Below are 16,423 nucleotides of genomic sequence, written 5' to 3' on the forward strand. Positions count from 1 at the left end.
CGTGGCCCCACCGCTGGTCCAGCTCAAGGAGATCGCGCTGACCTTCGGCGGCACGCCGCTGCTGTCGGGCGTCGAGCTTTCGGTCTCGCCCGAGGAGCGCGTCTGCCTGATCGGCCGCAACGGCTCCGGCAAGTCGACGCTGCTGAAGATCGCGGCGGGCCTGGTCGAGCCGGACCGCGGCAGCCGCTTCGTGCAGCCCGGCGCCACCATCCGCTATCTGCCGCAGGAGCCGGACTTCGGATCGCATGAGACCACCCTCGCCTATGTCGAGGCGGGCCTCGGCCCCGGCGACGACCACTACCAGGCGCGCTATCTGCTCGAGCAGCTCGGCCTCTCCGGCGACGAGCAGCCAGCGCATCTCTCCGGCGGCGAGGCCCGGCGCGCGGCGCTGGCGCGCGTGCTCGCGCCCTCGCCCGACATCCTCCTGCTCGACGAGCCGACCAACCATCTCGACCTGCCGACCATCGAATGGCTGGAGCAGGAGCTTGACGGCCGGCGCAGCGCGCTGGTCCTGATCAGCCACGACCGCCGCTTTCTGACCAACCTGTCGCGCGCGACCGCCTGGCTCGATCGCGGCAGGATCCGGCAGATCGATCGCGGCTTTGCCGCTTTCGAGGCCTGGCGCGACGAGGTGCTGGCCGAGGAAGAGCGCGACCAGCACAAGCTCGACCGCAGAATCGTCAACGAGGAGCACTGGCTGCGCTACGGCGTCTCCGGCCGCCGCAAGCGCAATGTGAAGCGCCTCGCCAACCTGCATGCGCTGCGCGCGCAGCGGCGCAATTATCGCGGCGCGGCCGGCAGCGCCAACCTCGCCGCGGCCGAGGCTGAAAAGTCCGGCCGGCTGGTGATCGAGGCAAAAAATCTTTCCAAGGCCTATGGCGAGCGCAAGATCGTCGATGATTTCTCGATCCGCATCCAGCGCGGCGACCGCATCGGCATCGTCGGGCCGAACGGCGCCGGCAAGACCACGCTGGTCAATCTGCTGACCGGCGCCGACAGTCCCGACGGCGGCACAATCCGGCTTGGCGCCAATATCGAGATGGCGACACTCGACCAGCACCGCGAAAGCCTCGATCCCAGGTCGACGCTGGCGGAAGCCCTGACCGGCGGCCGCGGCGACCATGTGATGGTCGGCGGCAAGCCGAAACACGTCGCAACCTACATGAAGGATTTCCTGTTCGCCGAGGTGCAGATGCGCACGCCGCTGGAGGTGCTTTCCGGCGGCGAACGCGGCCGGCTGATGCTGGCACGCGCGCTCGCCAAATCCTCCAACCTCCTGGTGCTGGACGAGCCGACCAACGATCTCGATCTCGAAACCCTCGACGTGCTCGAGGAGATGCTCGGCGACTACGAGGGCACCGTGATCCTGATCAGCCACGATCGCGATTTCCTCGACCGCGTCGTCACCTCGGTGATCGTGCCCGAGGGCGACGGCCGCTGGATCGAATATGCCGGCGGCTATAGCGACATGCTGGCCCAGCGCGGCGCCGACCTCAAGCGCGAGACGATCAAGGCGCAGGTCGCCGAGCCGAAGAAGGAAGCCAGGCCAGCGGCGCCGCCCAGCGCACCAAAACGCCGGCTCTCTTTCAACGAGAAGCATGCGCTGGAGACGCTGCCGAAGACGATCGCCGCGCTGCAGGCGGAGATCGCCAAGCAGCAACGCACCCTTGACGACCCCGATCTCTACAGCAAGGATCGCAAGAAGTTCGAGAAGGCCTCGGCCGCGATGGCGAAAGCGCAGGCCGAGCTTGCCGCCGCCGAAGACCGCTGGCTCGAGCTTGAAGTGCTGCGCGAAGAGATCGAACAGGCCTAGAACACGCGCCGTCACCGCGGGGAATGCCATGACCACACCGCTTGCAGCCAAGATCGCCCGGGAATACGGCACACCCTGCGCCGTGATCGACGTGGACAGGGTCGAGCGCAACATCGCGCGCGTCCAGGCGGCCTGCGATGCCGCCGGTGTCGCCAACCGGCCGCATATCAAGACCCACAAGAGCCCGCTGCTCGCCCGGATACAGGTCGCGGCCGGCGCGCGCGGCATCACCTGCCAGAAGCTTGGGGAAGCCGAGGTGATGGCGGATGCCGGGATCGACGACATCCTGATCTCCTACAACCTGATCGGCGAGGAGAAGATGGCGCGGCTGGCCGCGCTGCAGGCCAAGGCCAGCATGACGGTCGCAGCCGACAATTCCACCGTCATCGCCGGCCTGCCGAAGGCGGCGGAGATGGCGGGCCGGCCGCTGTCCGTCGTCGTCGAATGCGATACGGGGCGCAAGCGCGCCGGCGTCGAGACCCCGCGCGAGGCCGTTGCGCTGGCGCGCGAGATCGCCGCGTCCAAAGGGCTGCTGTTCGGCGGCTTCATGCTCTACCCGACCGAGACCGGCTGGACCGAGGCGCAGGCCTTCTTCGACGAAGCGCTCGCCGGCGTGCGCGAGCACGGGCTAGACGCCCGGATGGTCTCGACCGGCGGCTCGCCGAACTTGAAGAACCTCGGCAAGCTCAAGGGCGCGACCGAGCACCGGCCTGGCACTTACATCTACAACGACCGCATGCAGGTCGCGGCCGGCGTCGCGAGCCTCGACGATTGCGCGCTCACCATCTATTCGACCGTGGTCAGCCGCGCCGCGCCGGAGCGCGGCATCCTCGATGCCGGCTCGAAGACGCTGACGTCGGATACCGGCGGCGGGCTCGACGGCCACGGCCTGATCCTGGAGCATCCGGAGGCCCGGATCGCGCGCTTTGCCGAGGAGCACGGCTTCCTCGATCTGGCCCGCAGCAACACGCGGCCTAATGTCGGCGACGTCGTGCGGATCGTGCCCAACCACGTCTGCGTCGTCGTCAACATGATGGACGAGGTGGTGATGGTGCGCGGCGATGAGATCGTCGGCACGCTGCCGGTCGTGGCACGGGGAAAATTGCGCTAGCGGTCAAGCCAGCGAAGCGCGCCTCGTCCCGCCGCGGCACCGGTCGCAAACGAGGCCTGCAGGAGATAGCCGCCGGTCGGCGCCTCCCAGTCCAGCATCTCGCCGGCGGCAAAGACACCGGCGAGATGCCGCAGCATGAAGTCCGCATCGAGCGCGTCGAACGCGATTCCGCCGGCACTCGAGATCGCGCGCGCGATCGGGGCGACACCGTCGAGCCGGACCGGCACGGCATTGACGAGGTCGGCGAGGCCGGCGGCCGACAAGGACGACAGCGATATGCCGGACATCTTCGCCGTCTCCTGCAGCAGGCCAATCGCAACAGGTGAAAGCTGCAGCGCCTTGCGCAAGAAATTCGAGAACGACTGTTTTGCGCGCGGCATCGAGAGGCGCGCAGCGAGCGTATCGTGATCAAGGTCGGGCTTCAGCGCGACGCGCAGCATGGCCGCACCTGACGCGGCAACCGCCTCGCGCAGCTCCGCCGACAGCGCGTAGATCGCGCCGCCCTCGATGCCGCTGCGCGTCACGACGGCTTCGCCGCGGATGCTCCTTCCGCCAAACGAGAGCGCGACACCCTTGAGCGGCTGGCCCGCGAAGCGGTCGCGGAACAGGTCCGACCAGGCCACGGTGAAGCCGGAATTGGCCGGCCGCAACGGCGATATCGCGATGCCCTTCGCGGTGAGGATCGCCGTCCAGGCGCCGTCGGAACCGAGCCGCGGCCAGCTCGCCCCGCCGAGCGCCAGCACGGTCGCGTCCGCGGCCACGGCGCGCGTTCCTTCCGGCCCCTCAAACAGCAGCCGCCCGTCGCCGTCCCAGCCGGTCCAGTGCTGTCGAAATGCGAATTGCACGCCCGAGGCACCGAGCCGACGAAGCCAGGCGCGCAGCAAAGGCGACGCCTTGAAGCTCTTCGGGAACACACGCCCGCTGGAGCCGACGAACGTCTCCTCGCCAAGCGCCTGGCACCATCCGCGCAAGGCATCAGGCGGGAACGCGTCGATCGCAGCTTCAAGCCTCGGCGCCGCCTCGCGGTAACGTGCAAGAAACTGCGGCAGCGGCTCGCTGTGCGTGAGGTTGAGCCCGCCGCGCCCCGCCATCAGGAATTTGCGGCCAGCCGACGGCATCGCGTCATAGACGGTGACGCGCGCGCCGCCTTGCGCCAGCACCTCGGCCGCCATCAGCCCGGCCGGGCCGGCGCCGATGACGGCGACATCGTTTGCGGGAGGAAATGACATGGAACGAGTTTAGGTCGGATTCGCTGGCCAAACACAGTCGTCATGCCCGGGCTTGACCCGGGCATCCATGCAATATCGCTCGATGGCTCCAAAGACGTGGATGGCCGGGTCAAGCCCGGCCATGACGAAATGCGTAATGGACCCGCCCCGTCGCCGCTTACAGCTTCACCCCTGCCCTTGCGGCGGCCTGCGTGACATATTTCTGGGTCTGCTGGAACGCATTCTCCAGCGCCTTTGCCGTCGACATGTCGCTGATCTCCGTGAAATGCGCGGCGATGGCATCGGGCGTCCATTCCGACGGCGGCAGGTTGATGCCTTCGGTCTCCATGATCCTGATCACCGCAAAGGAGCCGGCGCCCGCGCCCATGATGGTGCGGGTCGGGGCGTCCTCGCTCAAGAGGTATTCCACCGCCGGCGTGATCGCCTCCGGCTTCATCAGCGACAGCGCCTGCGGCGGCAGCAGCTCCTCCGTCATGCGGGTCGCGGCCGTCGGCGAGATCGTGTTGACGCGGACATTGTTCTTGCGGCCCTCCTCGGCGAGCACGTTCATCAAGCCGATCATGCCGGACTTGGCGGCGCCGTAATTGGCCTGGCCGAAATTGCCGTAGAGGCCGGACGACGAGGTGGTCAGCACGATACGGCCGTAATTGCGCTCACGCATGCCCTCCCACACCGCCTTGCAGCAATAGAAGGTGCCGACGAGATGAACCTGCAGGACCTTGGCGAAATCGGCCAGATCCATCTTGCCGAAAGACTTGTCGCGCAGGATGCCGGCATTGGCGCAGAGCAGGTCGACACTGCCCCACTCTTTGGTGGCGCGCTCGACCATCGCCTTGACCTGCTCGAAATTGGAGACGTCGGCGCCGTCGGCGATCGCGGTGCCGCCCGCTTTGCGGATTTCCTCGACCACGTTCTCCGCGGGGGTCAGCGAGCCGCCGCTACCGTCGCGCGCGCCGCCGAAGTCATTGACCACGACCTTCGCGCCGCGGCTCGCCAGCCCCAGCGCATGCGCGCGTCCCAATCCGTTGCCTGCGCCGGTGACGATGGCGACGCGTCCGTCAAACCTGATAGCCATGATTGCTGTTCCCGGATTCTACCCTCTAGTCATGCCCGGGCTCGACCCGGGCATCCATCTAACACTCAAGTTATTTTTTGATCAGTGATGGATTGCCGGGTCAAGCCCGGCATTGACGAATAGAGCGCTATGCGAAGTAGATCAGCCCGATCCAGTCGGCGACGAGCGCGGGCCTGTCCTCGCCCTCGATCTCGACCGTGACATTGGTGCGCGACTGCAACTCGTTCGGCTTGCGCAGCTTCGCTTCGGCGAGCACGAAACGGCCGCGAACGCGAGAGCCGGCCTTAACCGGCGAGATGAAGCGCAGCTTGTCGAAGCCGTAATTGACGCCCATCGTCGTTCCCTCGATCACGGGCATCACCTCGTAGGACATGATGCTCAGGAGCGACATCGTCAGGAAACCGTGCGCGACGGTGGTGCCGAAGGCGGTCTCGCGCCTGGCGCGCTCGGGATCGATATGGATGAACTGATGATCCTCGATCACGTCGGCATAGGCGTTGATCCGCTTCTGATCGACCAGGTGCCATGACGACACGCCGATCTCGCGGCCGACCATGCCTTGATACGCGGCCAGCGAGACCGGCGGCTTCTTCCAGACTTCATTCATCAATGCGTGTCCGCGTTCCGAAATTCGTGAGCCATTCCTCCTTTTACGAATTTCAGACGGCGGGCACCAGCGATCTTGTGATCGGTCAGCGGCGCTAGTGGAGCGGATTTGACGTTCGCTACCCGTCTGCCGCGATTTTCCTCATGCGAACGTCAAATCCAAAGCTCCACTAGAACAAATAATTTGCTAGTGGTCCTTTGATTCTAACATTCGCAAAAGTACCTGCAACGATGGGATGCGAATGTTAGAATCGGACCACTAGCCCTCGGGGGCGCGCGGCTTCGCCAGCTCCGGAAAATCCTCCTCCCGGAACTCCTGGCCGCGCAGGGAATCGCTGCGGTCGTTGTCGTGCTCCAGCCGCCGCAGCTGCACGCGGCGAATTTTTCCCGAGATCGTCTTCGGCAATTCGGTGACGAGCTCGATCCGCCGGATGCGCTTGAACGGCGCAAGGCGCTCGTGCAGATGCCGGAAGATCGACAGCGCCGTCTCCGGCGAACGCTCGGCGCCGGCGACCAGCAGCACATAGGCCTTGGGGATCGCGAGCCGGATCGGGTCCGGGCTCGGCACCACGGCAGCCTCGGCGACGGCGTCGTGCTCGAGCAGCACGCTTTCGAGCTCGAACGGCGAGATGCGGTAGTCGGAGGATTTGAAGACGTCGTCGGAGCGGCCGACGAAGGTGAGATAGCCCTCCTCGTCCGCGAACACCACGTCGCCGCTGCGATAGACCTCGCCGTCGGCGCCGCTCAGTTTGCCGTCGTCGCCCTGATAGCCCTGCATCAGGCCCGCCGGGCGGCTTGCGCCGAGCACCAGCGATACCTCGCCTTCCCGGGTGTCGTGCCCGTCGGCGTCGGTGATCCGCACCCGATAGCCCGGCAGCGGCCGGCCCATCGAGCCGACCTTGACCTTCTGCCCCGGCGAATTGCCTGATAGTGCCGTCGTCTCGGTCTGGCCATAGCCGTCGCGGATCGTCAGGCCCCAGGCGGCTTGCACCTGCTCGATCACCTCGGGGTTGAGCGGCTCGCCCGCGCCGCACACCTCGCGCAAGCTGACCTTGAAGTCGGCGAGCTTCTCCTGGATGAACAGCCGCCACACCGTCGGCGGCGCGCACAGGGTCGTGACGCCGCAGCGCGCGATCGTCGCGAGCAGCCCCTTCGCCTCGAAGCGTGGCTGGTTGACGATGAAGATGGTGGCGCCGGCATTCCAGGGCGCGAAGAAGCAGCTCCAGGCGTGCTTGGCCCAGCCCGGCGATGAAATGTTGAGGTGAATGTCCCCGGGCTTCAGCCCCAGCCAATACATCGTGGAGAGGTGGCCCACCGGATAGCTGCGCTGGCTGTGCCGCACGAGCTTCGGCTTCGCCGTGGTGCCCGAGGTGAAATAGAGCAGCATCGGATCGTCGGCGTGCGTCGGTCCGTCAGGCACAAAACTCTCGGAAGCCTTGGCCGCATCCTCGAACGGCAGCCAGCCGTCGTGCCTGCCCGTCGCGCCGACGACGATGCGAACGAGCTTTTCGCTGCCGAGCCCCGCAAATTTCGCGACCTGGTCCTGCGATGCGACCACCGCGCGCGCCCGGCCGCGATCGAGCCGGTCGCGCAGTTCGTCCGGCGTCAGCAGCGTGGTCGCGGGGATCACGACGACGCCGAGCTTCATCGCCGCCAGCATGGTCTCCCAGAGCGGCACCAAATTGCCGAGCAACAGCAGCAGATGGTCGCCGCGTTTCAGCCCTTGGGCGCGCAAAAAGTTCGCCACCTGGCTGGAGCGGCGCGACAGTTCGGCAAAGGAAAGCCTGGTTTCGCTGCCGCTTGCGGCGTCGACGATCCAGAGCGCCGCGCGCTCCCGGCTGTCGGGATTGCGCGCCAGTTCCGCATCGAACCAATCCAGCGCCCAGTTGAACGGCGCCGGATCGGGCCAGCGAAAACCCTTGATCGCCGCATCGTAGTCGGTGCGGTTTTGAAGCAGAAAGGCGCGCGCTTCCTGAAAGGTGGTCATCTCGTTCCCTTGGCGCCCGCCAGGGTCGGCCAGAGACGACGACCGTCACTTCCCGGCTGGTGGAGCGGATTTAACATTCGCTACTGTCTATCCGCGGGCCTACAAAGCGAATGTCAAATCGGAGCTCCACCAGGAAATATCGTTTGCTAGCGGTGCCTTGATCCTGACATTCGTAAAAGTGCCCGCTGCAATAGAATACGAATATTAGGATCGGACCGCTAGCGCCCTAACGTGCTGGATAATTCCGGAAAAGTCGACCCCGCCATGGCCTGCGGCATCGAAGGCCTGATAGATCTGCTGTGCATGCTTGCCAAGCGGCGTCACCGCGCCCGAGGTGTCCGCGGCATCCTGCGCCAGCGTCAGGTCCTTCACCATCAGGTTCGAGGCGAAGCCCGGCTTGTAATCATTGTTGGCGGGCGAGGTCGGCACCGGCCCGGGAACCGGGCAATAGGTTGTCAGCGACCAGCATTGACCCGACGAGGTGGAGGCAACATCGAACAGCGCCTGGTGCGACAGGCCGAGCTTTTCCGCGAGCACGAAGGCCTCGCCGACCGCGATCATGGAAATGCCCAGGATCATGTTGTTGCAGATCTTGGCTGCTTGCCCGGCGCCCGCGCTGCCGCAATGCACGATCTTCTTGCCCATCTTCTCCAGCACGGGCTTGGCCGCGGCGAACGCCTTGTCCTCGCCACCGCACATGAAGGTCAGCGTTCCCGCCTTTGCGCCGCCGGTACCGCCGGAAACCGGCGCGTCGATCGATGACACGCCATGCTTTTTGGCCAGCGCATGGGCCTGCCGCGCGCTTTCGACGTCGATGGTCGAGCTGTCGATGATCAGCGCGCCCTTCGCCATCGCGGGCACGATCTCGTTCCACACGCCAAGCACATGCTTGCCCGCCGGCAGCATGGTGACAACGACATCCGCGCCCTTCACCGCGCCGGCCGAACTTTCAGCGATTGCTGCACCGTCGGCTTTTGCCTGGTCGCGCGAGGCCGCCACGAGATCGAAGGCCACTACCTTGTGCCCGGCCTTCACCAGGTTGGCCGCCATCGGTCCGCCCATGTTGCCGAGGCCAATGAATGCGATCGTTGCCATCTTTCGTCTCCTCCGCTCGGCTAGCTGAATTTCAGTTCGTCGGCGCCGATCTCGGCGAAATAAGGTGCGACCATCTCCGGTGTCACGTCCTCGATTGCAGCCGGCGACCATTTCGGATTGCGGTCCTTGTCGATCACGGCTGCGCGCACGCCCTCGCGGAAATCGTCGCTGCGGAACACCTCGAGCGCGGCGCGATATTCCCGCACCAGGCACTCTTCCAGCGAAGACGCATTTCGCGCCAGCCGCAAGAGTTTCAGCGTCACCACCATGCCGCGCGGCGATTTCTCGCCCAGGACCTTCAAGGTCGATTGGGCAAGATCCGAGCCGTCGCGCTTCAGGCTATCGACAATATCCTGCATGCGATCATGAGCGAACCAGGGATCGATCTGTCCACGTAATGCCGCCACGGGGCCCGCCTTCTCGCCGGTGGCAAAGCCTGCGATCAGGCGATCGATCTCCGTGGACGGCGTGCCCGGACGCACCTTCGTGAGCGCCTCGCGCAAGGCGGCGAGCAGGCCTGGCGGCACCACCGCATCGGCAAAGCCGGCATAGATCGCGTCAGGCCCGTTCATGGTCTGGCCGGTCAGGCCGAAATAGGTGCCGATCTCGCCCGGCACGCGCGGCAACAGATAGGTGCCGCCGACATCGGGGAAGAAGCCGAGGCCGACCTCGGGCATCGCCAGCTTCGTCCGCTCGGTGACGACGCGATGCCGGCCGTGCGCGGAAAGCCCGACGCCCCCGCCCATGACCAGGCCGTCCATGAACGCTACATAGGGCTTCGGATATTTCGCGATCCGCGCGTTCATGACGTATTCCTGGCGCCAGAAGACCTTGCCGAGGTCTCCTCCCACCCTGGAGCTTTCGTAAAGTCCGCGGATGTCGCCGCCGGCGCACAGACCGCGCTCGCCCGCTCCCTCCAGCAGCACCACCGCGATGTCGGGATCGGACTCGAACCGGTCGAGTGCCGCATCGATGCCGAGCGACATCTCGAATGTCATCGCATTGATGGTCTTCGGGCGGTTGAGGCGGATCACGCCAGCTCCACCTTCGCGCCGAACGATGAGATCGCCGTCGCTGTCCTCGGCCGGCACGCTCATCGCGCGCCCTCGATCAGCTTGCGCGCCACGATCAGTCGCATGATCTCGTTGGTGCCTTCGAGGATCTGGTGCACCCGCAAATCGCGCACGATCTTTTCGATGCCGTACTCGCTCAAATAGCCGTAGCCGCCATGCAGCTGCAGCGCCTGGTTGGCAACCTCGAAGCCGACGTCGGTGCCGAAGCGCTTGGCCATCGCGCACAGCATGGAGGCGTCATGATCCTTGCGGTCGAGCGCGGCCGCGGCGCGCCAGACGAAGGTGCGGGCGGCCTCAAGCTCGGTTGCCATGTCGGCGAGGCGGAACTGCAACGCCTGGAATTCGTCGAGCCGCTTTCCGAACGCCTTGCGCTCCCGCATATAGGCAAGCGCCTTGTCGAGCGCGCTCTGCGCCCCGCCGAGCGAGCAGGCCGCGATATTGATGCGTCCGCCGTCGAGCCCGGCCATCGCGATCTTGAAGCCGATGCCCTCCTCGCCGAGCCGGTTGGCGACCGGCACGCGCGCATTCTCGAAGATCACCGCCCGCGTCGGCTGCGCGTTCCAGCCCATCTTGCGCTCATTGGCGCCGAGCGAAAGGCCCGGCGTGTCGCCTTCCACCACCAGCGTCGAGATGCCCGACGGCCCGTCGCTGCCGGTCCGGACCATCACGACGTAGACGTCGCCGCCGCCCGCGCCCGAGATGAACTGCTTCTGGCCATTGAGCACGTAATGGTCGCCGTCGCGCACCGCGCGGGTGCGCAACGCTGCCGCGTCCGAGCCGGAGCCCGGCTCGGTCAGGCAGTAGCTTGCCAGCAGTTCCATCGTGCAGAGCCGTGGCAGCCATTTCCTGCGCTGCGCGTCGTTGCCAAAGGCGTCGATCATCCACGATGCCATGTTGTGGATCGAGATGAACGCGGACACCGTCGGGCAACCTGTCGCCAGCGCTTCGAAGATCAGCGCGGCGTCAAGCCGGGTCAGCGCGGAGCCGCCGACATCGTCGCGGATATAAACCCCGCCGATGCCGAGCGTTGCGGCTTCCCGCATCACGTCGACCGGAAAGTGCTTCTCCTCGTCCCAGCGGATCGCGTGCGGCGCGATTTTCTCCGCAGCGAATTCCCGCGCCATGTCGCGGACCGCGATCTGGTCTTCGTTGAGGGCAAAGAGCATCCGGTCCCGCGCTCCGCCTAGTTCATGGTCGGGATCGAGAACTCCGCGCCCTCCTTGACGCCGGACGGCCAGCGCGAGGTCACCGTCTTGGTCTTGGTGTAGAAGCGGATCGAGTCCGGACCATGCTGGTTGAGGTCGCCGAAGCCCGACTTCTTCCAGCCGCCGAAGGTGTAATAGGCGATCGGCACCGGGATCGGCACGTTGATGCCGACCATGCCGACATTGACCTTGGCGGCGAAATCGCGCGCAGCGTCGCCGTCGCGGGTGAAGATCGCGACACCATTGCCGTAGTCATGATCGGACGGCAGCGCCAGCGCTTCCTTGTAATCGTGGGCACGCACGACAGACAGGACCGGCCCGAAGATCTCTTCCTTGTAGATGCGCATGTCCTTGGTGACGTTGTCGAACAGACAGCCGCCCAGATAGAAGCCCTTCTCGTAGCCCTGCATCTTGAAGCCGCGCCCGTCGACCGCAAGCTTCGCGCCTTCCTTGATGCCGATATCGATGTAGTTCTTGACACGCTCGACCGCCTCGCGCGTCACCAGCGGACCGTAGTCGGCGGTCGGATCGATCGAGGTGCCGATCTTCAGGGATTCGACGCGCGGGATCAGCTTTTCCATGAGGCGGTCGGCGGTGGTCTTGCCGACGGGAACGGCAACGGACACCGCCATGCAGCGCTCGCCGGCCGAGCCGTAGCCGGCGCCGATCAGGGCGTCGACGGCCTGGTCCATGTCGGCGTCGGGCATCACGATGGCGTGGTTCTTGGCGCCGCCGAAGCACTGGGCGCGCTTGCCGGTCTGCGCCGCGCGCTCGTAGATGTATTGCGCGATCGGCGTCGAGCCGACGAAGCCGATCGCCTTGATGTCGGGATCATCGAGGATGGCGTCGACCGCCTCCTTGTCGCCGTTGACGACGTTGAGGATGCCCGCCGGCAGGCCGGCCTCCATCATCAGTTCGGCGAGCCGCATCGGCACGCCGGGATCGCGCTCGGACGGCTTCAGGATGAACGCGTTGCCGCAGGCGATTGCCGGCGCGAACTTCCACATCGGGATCATCGCCGGGAAATTGAACGGCGTGATGCCGGCGACGACGCCGAGCGGCTGCCGCAGCGAGTAGATGTCGATGCCGGGGCCGGCGCCTTCGGTGTATTCACCCTTCATCAGGTGAGGAATGCCGCAGGCGAACTCGACCACTTCGAGACCGCGCTGGATGTCGCCCTTGGCATCGGGAACGGTCTTGCCATGCTCGCGCGCGAGCAGCTCGGCGAGCTTGTCGTAGTCGCGCTGCACCAGTTCGAGGAACTTCATCATCACGCGGGCGCGGCGCTGCGGATTGGTCGAGGCCCATTCGCCCTGCGCCGCCTTGGCGTTTTCGACGGCCGAGCGCACCTCGGCCTTCGAGGCCAGCGCCACCTTGGCCTGCACGTCGCCGGTCATCGGCTCGAAAACGTCAGCCGTCCGACCCGACGTGCCCTTGACCTCGCGGCCACCGATGAAATGTCCAATTGAGCGCATGGCTTCCTCCTTGAGGGGCGCCGGGATCCGTGACGACCGGCGGGTTTGCTTGACAAACCCTATCGGCCCGCATCTCGCGGGATGCAAGTCCGATAAATTGCACCATAGATGTGCGGAAATACAGGATCAAGGCAGGCCACGGCCGACCGGACGACGATCACGCCTTGCCGCAGCTTCGGCGCGCGCGGGCCCGTCTCACATCCGAAAAACAGGCCGGCCAAATCTAGTTCGGCTTGCGCGCCTTCCTTGCCGCAGGCTTGCTTGTCGCAGGCTTGCTTGTCGCAGGTCTGGCGGCAGCGCTGCGCGCGAACGCCGCCTCCCGACCGGCGCCGAGAATCTCCTCGGAGAACTCGCCATTGCCGGCGATGCGGGACAACACCAACGTACCCATCATGGTCGCGAGCGTCGCCACCGCCTGCTTGCGCGCCGCCTTGCGCGGCAGGTCCGGAAGCTGATCGGCCATCATCTCGATCATCTCTTCCAGCTTGGTCGCAAAGGCCTTGCGCGTCTTCGGGCTTTCGCGGGCGATCTCGGCGCCCAGCGCAGGCACCGCGCATCCCTGACCGGGATTGTCGCGATGCAGCGTGGTCAGGTAGGAATCGACGATGCTCGCGAGCCGCTTGTCCGGCGCCGCCTGTCCCGTGATCTTGCGCCAGTGCTCGAGCGCGCGATCCATCGCATAGGCAAACGCCTCGATGACCAGCGCCTCGCGGGAATCGAAATGCGCATAGAAGCCGCCATGGGTCAGGCCCGCTTCCTTCATCAGGTCGGCGACGCCGATGCCATGCGCGCCCTTCTCGCGCAGCCGCACCGACGCCTTGCGCACGATCCGCTGGTGGGTTTCCTGCTTGTGTTCCCGGGAATAACGCATCACGTTCTCATTAAATGTTTATGGTCATATAATAGCATCCCCGGCGATAAAATCTGCACCTATTTCGGCTTTCCGCTGGCCCGAACTGTCGCACTGCGAAACGGAACCGGGCGGCCTTGACAAGGCCGCCCCCGGTCCGGGAAGTGGGTCCGCAAGACAGGGAAAAGACAGGAAAAGGGAGCCCGCCGGTGGAAATGCTCAATCATCATTGTGGCGTCGCACGGGATTCCCGCGGCGTCGTCCACCTCACCCTCGCCAATGCCGGTTCGCTGAACATTCTCGGCTCGGCCGCCATCGAGGGCCTGCGCGAAGGGCTGGAAAAGCTTGCGGCCGATCGCTCGATCCGCGTGCTGATCCTGGCCGGCGAGAGCCAGAAAAGCATGATCGGGGGCGCCGATATCAAGGAAATGGCGGGCCTCGACCAGAAGTCGGCGGAGGCCTTCATCAGCCGCCTGCGCGATCTCTGCGAGGCGGTGCGCGCCTTCCCGGCGCCGGTGATTGCGCGGATGCCCGGCTGGTGCCTTGGCGGCGGGCTCGAGGTCGCCGCCGCCTGCGACGCCCGCGTCGCCGCCCACGACGCCAGGTTCGGCATGCCGGAGGTGCGGGTCGGCATTCCCTCCGTCATCCACGCCGCGCTGCTGCCGCGGCTGATCGGCTGGGGCCGCGCCCGCTGGCTGGTCATGACCGCCGAGAATATCGATGCGCCGACCGCGCTCGCCTGGGGGCTGGTCGATAGCATCGCGCCGCAGGGCAAGCTCGACGAGGCGGTCGAGCGCAGTGTGCAGGCGCTGCTCGCCTGCGGCCCGGAAGCCCTGCGCGCGCAAAAGGCGCTGCTGCGGCAATGGGAGGAGCTGCCGCTGACCCAGTCGGTCAATCTTTCGGTCGGCGTGTTCGGGCAATGCTTCCTCACCGACGAGCCGAAGCGCATGATGCAGACCTTCATCGACCGCAAGCGATAGGCGGAAAAAGCGCATGAGACCCGCCGGCAAGGGACCGCTGGATTCGCTCTACTTCGACTATCCGAAGTTTGCGGCGAAACGCGTGCCGGAGCTCGACGGCAGGACCGCGAGACACCCGGTCCTGATCGTCGGCGCCGGGCCGATCGGCATGACCGCAGCGCTGGTTCTGGCGCGCTATGGCGTCCCAAGCGTCCTGATCGACCGCAAGGACACCTTCAATGACGGCAGCCGCGCCATCTGCATCGCGCGGCCGAGCATGCATATCCTGGAACGGATCGGCGCAGTCGCGCCGTTCGTCGACAAGGCGCTCGGCTGGCGCTTCGGCCGCAGCTACTACCGCGGCGAGCAGATCTTCCGCCTCGAGATGTCGCATCCGCCCGGCGAAAAATACCTGCCGATGTACAATCTGCAGCAGCAGTATATCGAGAAGTTCCTGCATGACGCGGTCGCTGCCTGCAGCCTCATCGACATGCGCTGGCAAAGCGAGCTGTCCGGCATCGAGCAGCATGCCGACGGCGTCACCGTTCAAATCGCTTCTCCCGCGGGCAACTACCTTCTCGACGCCGACTATGTGCTCGCCGCCGACGGCGCACGCTCGCCGATCCGCTCGATGCTCGGACTGCGGCTGAAGGGCGACAATTACGAAGGCCGCTACGTGATCGCGGATATCCGCATGGACCACGATTTTCCGACCGAGCGCCGCGCCTTCTTCGAGCCGAGCGGCAATCCCGGCGGCACGGTGCTGATCCACAAGCAGCCCGACAACATCTGGCGCATCGACTACCAGCTTCGGGAGGGCGAGAGCGAGGAAGAGGCGCTGCGCGAGGAAAACATCCGCGCGCGCGTTACCGCCATCCTTGCCGATATCGGCCATACCGGACCGTGGGAGCTCGAATGGTGGAGCATCTATTCCGCCAACACGCTGTGCCTGGACGATTACCGGCAAGGCCGCGTGTTATTCATCGGCGATTCCGCATATCGTGCCGATCTTCGGGGTTCGCGGGCTCAACAACGGCCTGGCCGACGCCGAAAACATCGGATGGAAGCTCGCGCTCGTGCTCAAGGGCGAGGCCCATGACCGCCTGCTCGACAGCTATTCGCCGGAGCGGCGCGGCGCCACACTGGACGTGTTCGCCAATGCCACCAAGAGCACGCGCTTCATGACCCCGCCGACGCGCGGCTGGCGGCTGGCGCGCGAGGCTGCGCTCTCCTTAAGCCTGCACCAGGAATTTCCGCGGCATCTCGCCAATCCCCGCCAGATGCAGCCCTATACCTATTCGGAAAGCCCGCTGACACCCTACGCCGGGCGCGACGCGGAATTTGCCGGCGGACCGGTCTGCGGCAGCGCCGCCCCGAATGCCATCCTCGCCGACGGCAGCCATCTGCTCGACCGTGCCGGGGACGGCATGACGGCGATCCTGTTCTGCGATGGAGCGCCTTCGGCCGAGCAGGCCGACCTGCTTGAACGGCTCGGCGCAATCGACAGCCGCTTCGTGGCGCTTGTCGTTGGATCGCAGCGCGCCGCCGGCACGAAAGGGATCGCGGACGATGACGGCGAAATCGCCCGCCTGTTCGCAGCCAGGCCCGGCACGCTTTACCTGCTGCGGCCCGACCTACATATCGCCGGACGATGGAGGACGATCGCACCGGCCGAGATCGAGCGGACGGTTCGCCTTTGTCTCGGGAAGGAAATCCCATGAGCACCATGCCCGCCGACGATTTCGAGGCCGCCTATGAGGCGCTGGCTATGGCGATCGATGCGGCCGGCCCCGAGCGCGAGGCCCTGTTCCTGACCCGCCTTGCGCTGGTGCTCGGCCATCAGCTCGGCGACGTCGAAGCCTTCAGGACGGCGATCAGGATCGCGCTCGACGACCTCAACTAGTGTCCCGAATCCGAAGTTCGCATCATTTCGCGGCAACCTCTT

At 65.9% G+C, this 16,423-nt stretch carries 14 protein-coding genes and 1 pseudogene; 6 read left to right on the forward strand and 9 right to left on the reverse strand.

Annotation, left to right across the window (positions count from 1 at the left end; all coding sequences use genetic code 11):
• Nucleotide 1: 1 nt before the first annotated feature.
• A complete protein-coding gene (locus QOU61_RS21755) occupies nt 2-1,813 on the forward strand; it encodes an ABC-F family ATP-binding cassette domain-containing protein (protein WP_289653248.1) in 1,812 nt (603 codons plus the stop codon).
• Between the two features lie 28 nt (nt 1,814-1,841).
• Complete coding sequence (locus QOU61_RS21760) at nt 1,842-2,924, forward strand: D-TA family PLP-dependent enzyme (RefSeq protein ID WP_289653249.1); 1,083 nt, start codon at nt 1,842-1,844, stop codon at nt 2,922-2,924.
• Here QOU61_RS21760 and QOU61_RS21765 read toward each other — a convergent pair.
• From QOU61_RS21765 to QOU61_RS21805, 9 genes are all read right to left on the reverse strand, one after another.
• A complete protein-coding gene (locus QOU61_RS21765; RefSeq protein ID WP_289653250.1) occupies nt 2,921-4,153 on the reverse strand; it encodes a BaiN/RdsA family NAD(P)/FAD-dependent oxidoreductase in 1,233 nt (410 codons plus the stop codon). The genes QOU61_RS21760 and QOU61_RS21765 overlap by 4 nt on opposite strands.
• Nucleotides 4,154-4,310: 157 nt before the next feature.
• Nucleotides 4,311-5,228: an SDR family NAD(P)-dependent oxidoreductase gene (locus QOU61_RS21770; RefSeq protein ID WP_289653251.1), complete on the reverse strand. Its 918-nt coding sequence runs from the start codon at nt 5,226-5,228 to the stop codon at nt 4,311-4,313.
• 127 nt (nt 5,229-5,355) lie between these two features.
• Nucleotides 5,356-5,835 carry a MaoC family dehydratase gene (locus tag QOU61_RS21775; RefSeq protein WP_289653252.1) on the reverse strand — a complete coding sequence of 160 codons (480 nt, stop codon included), beginning with the start codon at nt 5,833-5,835 and terminating at the stop codon, nt 5,356-5,358.
• A gap of 258 nt (nt 5,836-6,093) precedes the next feature.
• Nucleotides 6,094-7,821: an AMP-binding protein gene (locus QOU61_RS21780; protein ID WP_289653253.1), complete on the reverse strand. Its 1,728-nt coding sequence runs from the start codon at nt 7,819-7,821 to the stop codon at nt 6,094-6,096.
• A gap of 204 nt (nt 7,822-8,025) precedes the next feature.
• On the reverse strand, nt 8,026-8,916 hold the full coding sequence (mmsB, locus tag QOU61_RS21785) for a 3-hydroxyisobutyrate dehydrogenase (RefSeq protein WP_289653254.1): 891 nt from the start codon (nt 8,914-8,916) through the stop codon (nt 8,026-8,028).
• A 20-nt stretch (nt 8,917-8,936) separates the two neighbouring features.
• The gene (locus QOU61_RS21790) at nt 8,937-10,013 is read right to left on the reverse strand and encodes an enoyl-CoA hydratase/isomerase family protein (RefSeq protein ID WP_289653255.1); all 1,077 of its coding nucleotides are present in this window, start codon (nt 10,011-10,013) and stop codon (nt 8,937-8,939) included.
• Complete coding sequence (locus QOU61_RS21795) at nt 10,010-11,155, reverse strand: isobutyryl-CoA dehydrogenase (RefSeq protein ID WP_289653256.1); 1,146 nt, start codon at nt 11,153-11,155, stop codon at nt 10,010-10,012. The genes QOU61_RS21790 and QOU61_RS21795 overlap by 4 nt, the downstream gene beginning before the upstream one ends.
• A 17-nt stretch (nt 11,156-11,172) precedes the next feature.
• Complete coding sequence (locus QOU61_RS21800) at nt 11,173-12,669, reverse strand: CoA-acylating methylmalonate-semialdehyde dehydrogenase (RefSeq protein WP_289653257.1); 1,497 nt, start codon at nt 12,667-12,669, stop codon at nt 11,173-11,175.
• Between the two features lie 223 nt (nt 12,670-12,892).
• Entirely contained in the window at nt 12,893-13,540 is a 648-nt protein-coding gene (locus QOU61_RS21805; protein ID WP_289653258.1) for a TetR/AcrR family transcriptional regulator, read from the reverse strand.
• A 188-nt stretch (nt 13,541-13,728) separates the two neighbouring features.
• On the opposite strand from QOU61_RS21805, the gene QOU61_RS21810 reads away from it, so the two are divergent.
• The 4 genes and pseudogenes from QOU61_RS21810 (at nt 13,729) to QOU61_RS21820 (ending at nt 16,381) form a co-directional block, all read left to right on the forward strand.
• A complete protein-coding gene (locus QOU61_RS21810) occupies nt 13,729-14,499 on the forward strand; it encodes an enoyl-CoA hydratase (protein ID WP_289653259.1) in 771 nt (256 codons plus the stop codon).
• Between the two features lie 148 nt (nt 14,500-14,647).
• Nucleotides 14,648-15,560 (forward strand): annotated as a pseudogene (locus tag QOU61_RS37370) (FAD-dependent monooxygenase); the annotation flags it as partial.
• Between the two features lie 345 nt (nt 15,561-15,905).
• A complete protein-coding gene (locus tag QOU61_RS37375) occupies nt 15,906-16,199 on the forward strand; it encodes a hypothetical protein (RefSeq protein ID WP_502876967.1) in 294 nt (97 codons plus the stop codon).
• Complete coding sequence (locus QOU61_RS21820; protein WP_289653260.1) at nt 16,196-16,381, forward strand: hypothetical protein; 186 nt, start codon at nt 16,196-16,198, stop codon at nt 16,379-16,381. The genes QOU61_RS37375 and QOU61_RS21820 overlap by 4 nt, the downstream gene beginning before the upstream one ends.
• The last annotated feature ends 42 nt before the right edge of the window (nt 16,382-16,423 follow it).

Source organism: Bradyrhizobium sp. NP1 (assembly GCF_030378205.1).
Lineage (GTDB): Bacteria > Pseudomonadota > Alphaproteobacteria > Rhizobiales > Xanthobacteraceae > Bradyrhizobium.